We start from the raw sequence: 5216 nt of genomic DNA on the forward strand, positions 1-5216 counted from the left end.
TGCGGAGCATGCCCTGCGGGCTTGCGTCGCTTGCTGTAATCGATGGCCATCGCGTCCCCTGAGCTGGGGTGTTGCAACGACCACTAGAACTCAAGCCGTTGTGCGGGGCCCATCCGGAATGCGCGGGCCGTCAGCCCAGGCGCTGCACCAGCGCGCGGTACTCGTCCCACAGCTCCTTGGGCGTGTGGTCGCCGAAGGTGTTGAGGTGCTCGGGGATCAGCGAGGCCTCCTCGCGCCAGACCTCCTTGTCGACCGTGAGCAGGAACTCCAGATCGTCCTTGGCCAGGTCGAGGCCCTCGGTGTCCAGCGAGTCGGCCGTCGGCAGGATGCCGATGGGGGTCTCGACGCCGTCGGCCTTGCCGTCGAGGCGGTCCACGATCCACTTCAGGACGCGGGAGTTCTCACCGAAGCCGGGCCACACGAACTTGCCGTCCGCGTTCTTCCGGAACCAGTTCACGTAGTAGATCTTCGGGAGTTTCGACTGGTCGGGCTTGTCCGCGCCGACCTTGACCCAGTGGGCCATGTAGTCGCCCATGTTGTAGCCGCAGAACGGCAGCATCGCGAACGGGTCGCGGCGCAGCTCGCCGACCTTGCCCTCGGCCGCGGCGGTCTTCTCGCTCGCCACGTTCGCGCCGAGGAAGACGCCGTGCTGCCAGTTGAAGGACTCCGTCACCAGCGGCACCGCGCTGGCGCGCCGGCCGCCGAAGAGGATCGCCGAGATCGGCACGCCCTTGGGGTCCTCCCACTCGGGCGCGATGATCGGGCACTGCGAGGCGGGCGTGGTGAAGCGGGCGTTGGGGTGGGCCGCGGGGACGCCTGACTCAGGGGTCCAGTCGTTGCCCTTCCAGTCCGTGAGGTGGGCAGGAGTCTCCTCCGTCATGCCCTCCCACCAGACGTCGTTGTCGTCGGTGAGCGCGACGTTCGTGAAGACCGAGTTGCCCCACAGGGTCTTCATGGCGTTGGCGTTGGTGTGCTCGCCGGTGCCGGGCGCGACGCCGAAGAAGCCCGCCTCGGGGTTGATCGCGTAGAGGCGGCCGTCCTCGCCGAAGCGCATCCAGGCGATGTCGTCACCGATGGTCTCGACGGTCCAGCCGCGGACGGTCGGCTCCAGCATGGCGAGGTTGGTCTTGCCGCAGGCGCTCGGGAAGGCGGCGGCGACGTACTTGCTCTCGCCCTTCGGGGGCGTGAGCTTGAGGATGAGCATGTGCTCGGCCAGCCAGCCCTCGTCGCGCGCCATGACGGAGGCGATGCGCAGGGCGTAGCACTTCTTGCCCAGCAGGGCGTTGCCGCCGTAGCCCGAGCCGTACGACCAGATCTCGCGGTCCTCGGGGAAGTGCGAGATGTACTTGGTGGAGTTGCAGGGCCACGGCACGTCGGCCTCGCCCTCGGCCAGCGGGGCGCCGAGCGTGTGGACGGCCCGTACGAAGAAGCCGTCCTCGCCGAGCTCGTCCAGGACCGCCTGGCCCATCCGGGTCATGGTGCGCATGGAGACGGCGACGTACGCCGAGTCGGTGATCTCGACGCCGATCGCGGACAGCGGCGAGCCGAGGGGGCCCATGCAGAAGGGTACGACGTACATGGTCCGGCCGCGCATGGAGCCGCGGAAGACGCCCTGCTCGCCCGCGAAGATCTCCCGCATCTCGGCGGGGGCCTTCCAGTGGTTGGTCGGGCCCGCGTCCTCCTCCTTCTCGGAGCAGATGAAGGTGCGGTCCTCGACGCGCGCGACGTCGGTGGGGTCGGAGGCCGCGTAGTACGAGTTCGGGCGCTTCACCGGGTCGAGCTTCTTGAAGGTGCCCTTGGCGACGAGCTCCTCGCACAGGCGCTCGTACTCCGCCTCGGATCCGTCGCACCAGACGACGCGGTCGGGCTGCGTCAGTCCGGCGATCTCGTTGACCCAGGAGACGAGCTCCTGGTGGTTGGTCGGGGCAGTGCCCAGGGGCTCTGCGAGAAGGGGAGCCGCGATGTCGCGCGCCACGATTGCTCCTATTCGAGGGGTTTTTGGGATGTATGCCCCGTGGGGGCTGCGACCCGGACGCTTCACGTGTACGAACTTTGGCGCTCATCCGGTGCCGACCGCACTCATTTGATCATCCGACGCGTTCGCGCATCTGTCCAGAGGGCTTCACACTTGAGCGGAGTGAGCATCGCCACTTGTACGGGTACGCGTGCGAGGGCACTGATCCGCCCCTTTGCATTCCCTTTGTCGTACGGACCTGACCGTTTGCCGTGCGAATACATCCGCCTGATGTGCGACTTACGGTCCCCTCGGTACGATGCCGCTCATGACCGCGTCTGCACCCGAAGCGAACTCGCAGCCCGCGGGTGAGCCTTCACTCGTTCCGCCCCCGGAAGCCATGCCGCTTCCGGCGAAGCCGAAGATGCGCGGCTGGCTGCACGCCGGCATGTTCCCCGCGGTGGTGGTCGCCGGCCTGGTGCTCACCGCGCTCGCGGACTCCCCGCGCGGCCGGCTCGCCTGCGGCATCTTCGCCCTGAGCTCCTGCCTGCTGTTCGGCGTGAGCGCGCTGTACCACCGGGGAGACTGGGGACCCAGAGCCGACCGCGTCCTGCGCAGACTCGACCACTCCAACATCTTCCTGATCATCGCGGGCACGTACACCCCGCTGACGATGCTGCTGCTCCCCGAGTCGAAGGGGCAGTGGCTGCTCTGGGGCATCTGGGGAGCCGCCGCGGCCGGTATCGCCTTCCGCGTCTTCTGGGTCGGCGCCCCGCGCTGGCTCTACACGCCGTGCTACATCGCGATGGGCTGGGCCGCCGTCTTCTTCCTGCCGGACTTCATGCGGACGGGCGGCATCGCGGTGCTCGTCCTGGTCGTCGTCGGCGGCCTGCTCTACAGCGCGGGCGGCGTGATCTACGGCATCAAGCGCCCCAACCCCTCCCCCCGCTTCTTCGGCTTCCACGAGGTCTTCCATTCACTGACGCTGGCGGCCTTCGTCGTGCACTACGTCGGCATCTCCCTGGTGGCGTACCAGCACGGCTGACCCGGCTCCCCCTGCTTCACCGGTGGCCGCGGCGGTGGATGCCCGACAATGAGGCTCATGACGGCCGCACGCATCCCCACCGCCGAGACCTCGGCGACCGCCTCCGGGGCCGCCCCCGGGGCCGCCTCCCGGCCCGGGCTCCGCGAGCGGAAGAAGCTCAAGACCCGGCTCGCCATCCGGGACGCGACGTACCGGCTGATCCGGGAGCAGGGGTACGAGACGACGACGGTCGAGCAGATCGCGGATGCCGCGGAGGTCTCCCCCTCCACCGTCTTCCGCTACTTCCCGACCAAGGAGGACATCGTCCTCACCGACGAGTTCGACCCGCTCCTGGAGGGCGAGCTGCGGGAGCGGCCCACCGACGAGCCGATCCTGGAGTCCCTGCGGCATGTGCTGCGGCGGGCGGTGGGAGTCGGCTTCGCGGAGGACCCTGAGGTCGCACGGCTGCGCACGAAGCTGATGACCGAGGTGCCTGCCGTGCGCTCGCGGATGATGGAGAGCATGTCCGTCACCGGCGCCGTCCTCTGCCGCGTCATCGCGGAGCGCACCGGCCGCGATCCCGGCGACCTGGAGGTGCGGACCTTCTCCATGGCGCTGATCGGCGCGCTCACCGAGACCGCGGCGTACTGGGCGGAGCACGACCACAAGGACGACCTGCCCGCGCTCGTGGACCGGACGATGGACATGCTGGCCGCCGGCTTCGCAGGGACGGAAGGCGCCCGCTTCGGGGGCACGGAAAATCCCCGGTGACCCGCCGTCCGTCCATGCCATCCTGACGGCATGAACGGTCCGGAGATCCTCGTCAGTTTCGCCCCCGAGCTGGGGATTTTCGTCCCGCAGGGGCGAAGGGGCGGCCCCACCACGGCGGTCACGGACGGCGCGTCCACGCTCGGGCACGTCGTCGAGTCGCTCGGCGTCCCGCTCACCGAGGTCGGCGCGCTCGTGGTGGACGGGCGCGAGGTCGCCGCCGGACACGTCCCCGCGGCGGGCGAGACCGTCGACGTGCGTGCCGTGACCCGCCCCCAGCGCGTCCCCGGCGCCCCGCTCCGCTTCCTCCTCGACGTCCACCTCGGCACGCTGGCCCGGCGCCTGCGGCTGCTCGGCGTCGACACGGCGTACGAGAGCACGGACATCGGTGACCCGGCCCTCGCCGCCCGCTCGGCGGCCGAGCGCCGCGTCCTGCTGAGCCGCGACCGGGGCCTGCTGCGGCGCCGCGAGCTGTGGGCCGGGGCGTACGTCTACAGCGACCGCCCCGACGACCAACTCCGCGACGTCCTCGGCCGTTTCGCCCCCGCCCTGCGCCCCTGGACCCGCTGCAGCGCCTGCAACGGCACCCTCCGCCCGGCCACGAAGGAAGAGGTCGCCGACCGCCTGGAGGGCGGCACCCGCGGCACGTACGACGTCTTCGCCCAGTGCGGGAGCTGCGCCCGCGTGTTCTGGCGGGGCGCCCATCACGACCGGCTCGACGCGATCGTGGAGCGGGCGGTGGCGGAGTTCGGGGAGACGGGAGCCGGGTGCGGGGTGCCGGGTGCCGGGTGCCGGTGAGGAGCTGACGAGCCTCACCGTTCTTGCGCGGCGTCGCCCCTGCCCGCCTCGAACGCCTGCGCCACCGCCAGGCTGTCCTCGTAGACGTGGTGGCGGGTGACGAGGCCGCCCTCCACCGTGAGGTGCAGGGCGAACCGCGCACGGTAGGGGCGCCCCGTGGACCGGGCCGTCTGGCGGATCTCACCGAGCACCACCGCGTCGGCGCCGTCCACGAGAATGCGCTCGACCTCGGTCGCCGCCTGCTCCGGCACATGGTGCTCGGCGAGCTCGCGGAAGTGCGCGGCCGCGTCGGCCCGGGTGGAGCGGTGCCGGATCCACGGCGTGGCCGCCCTGCCGTGCTCGGACTCCGGCCAGTCCAGCTTCCAGTCACCCCGCTCGGCGTACAGCTCGGCGATGCGCTCGGGGTCGCCCTCACCGATCCGGCGCAGCAGTTCCTCTATGACGGCGCGGGTGGAGTGTGCTGCGGCGGTGGACATGGCTGGCATGGCTGGCCTCTCGGTCCCGGCCCGCGTCCGGTCGGCGCGGGAAGACCGTCAGTCTCTCCGGCACCGGCCGGGGGGGGGGGGGGGGGGGGGGGGGGGGGGCGCGGGCCCCCCCCCCCCCCCCCCCCCCCCCCCCGCCCCGGGGACGAACCCCCCCCGCGCCCCCCACCCCACCGCGCCGCGGGGGGCA

Annotated in this window: 5 protein-coding genes; 3 read left to right on the top strand and 2 right to left on the bottom strand. The window is 71.2% G+C overall.

The window, feature by feature from the left end; all coding sequences use genetic code 11:
* Positions 1-130: 130 nt before the first annotated feature.
* Positions 131-1975 carry a phosphoenolpyruvate carboxykinase (GTP) gene (locus ACFVYR_RS17165; RefSeq protein WP_384263888.1) on the bottom strand — a complete coding sequence of 615 codons (1845 nt, stop codon included), beginning with the start codon at positions 1973-1975 and terminating at the stop codon, positions 131-133.
* Between the two features lie 307 nt (positions 1976-2282).
* Here ACFVYR_RS17165 and ACFVYR_RS17170 point away from each other — a divergent pair, with 307 nt between their 5' ends.
* From ACFVYR_RS17170 to ACFVYR_RS17180, 3 genes are read left to right on the top strand one after another with little or no spacing between them, the layout of a single operon-like run.
* Positions 2283-2999 carry a hemolysin III family protein gene (locus tag ACFVYR_RS17170; RefSeq protein ID WP_384263886.1) on the top strand — a complete coding sequence of 239 codons (717 nt, stop codon included), beginning with the start codon at positions 2283-2285 and terminating at the stop codon, positions 2997-2999.
* A gap of 57 nt (positions 3000-3056) precedes the next feature.
* A complete protein-coding gene (locus tag ACFVYR_RS17175) occupies positions 3057-3749 on the top strand; it encodes a TetR/AcrR family transcriptional regulator (RefSeq protein WP_384263883.1) in 693 nt (230 codons plus the stop codon).
* Positions 3750-3779: 30 nt separating this feature from the next.
* The gene (locus tag ACFVYR_RS17180) at positions 3780-4544 is read left to right on the top strand and encodes a Mut7-C RNAse domain-containing protein (RefSeq protein ID WP_384263881.1); all 765 of its coding nucleotides are present in this window, start codon (positions 3780-3782) and stop codon (positions 4542-4544) included.
* A gap of 14 nt (positions 4545-4558) precedes the next feature.
* Here the strand turns inward: ACFVYR_RS17180 and ACFVYR_RS17185 are convergent, their stop codons facing one another.
* Complete coding sequence (locus ACFVYR_RS17185) at positions 4559-5020, bottom strand: nuclear transport factor 2 family protein (RefSeq protein ID WP_384263879.1); 462 nt, start codon at positions 5018-5020, stop codon at positions 4559-4561.
* Between the last annotated feature and the right edge of the window lie 196 nt (positions 5021-5216).

Source organism: Streptomyces sp. NPDC058284, from assembly GCF_042881135.1.
Lineage (GTDB): Bacteria > Actinomycetota > Actinomycetes > Streptomycetales > Streptomycetaceae > Streptomyces.

Bases quoted from the DNA above. Each gene is read 5' to 3' on its own strand.
- ACFVYR_RS17170 (WP_384263886.1), top strand. From the start codon at position 2,283: ATGACCGCGTCTGCACCCGAAGCGAACTCGCAGCCCGCGGGTGAGCCT.
- ACFVYR_RS17185 (WP_384263879.1), bottom strand. From the start codon at position 5,020: ATGTCCACCGCCGCAGCACACTCCACCCGCGCCGTCATAGAGGAACTG.
- ACFVYR_RS17180 (WP_384263881.1), top strand. From the start codon at position 3,780: ATGAACGGTCCGGAGATCCTCGTCAGTTTCGCCCCCGAGCTGGGGATT.
- ACFVYR_RS17175 (WP_384263883.1), top strand. From the start codon at position 3,057: ATGACGGCCGCACGCATCCCCACCGCCGAGACCTCGGCGACCGCCTCC.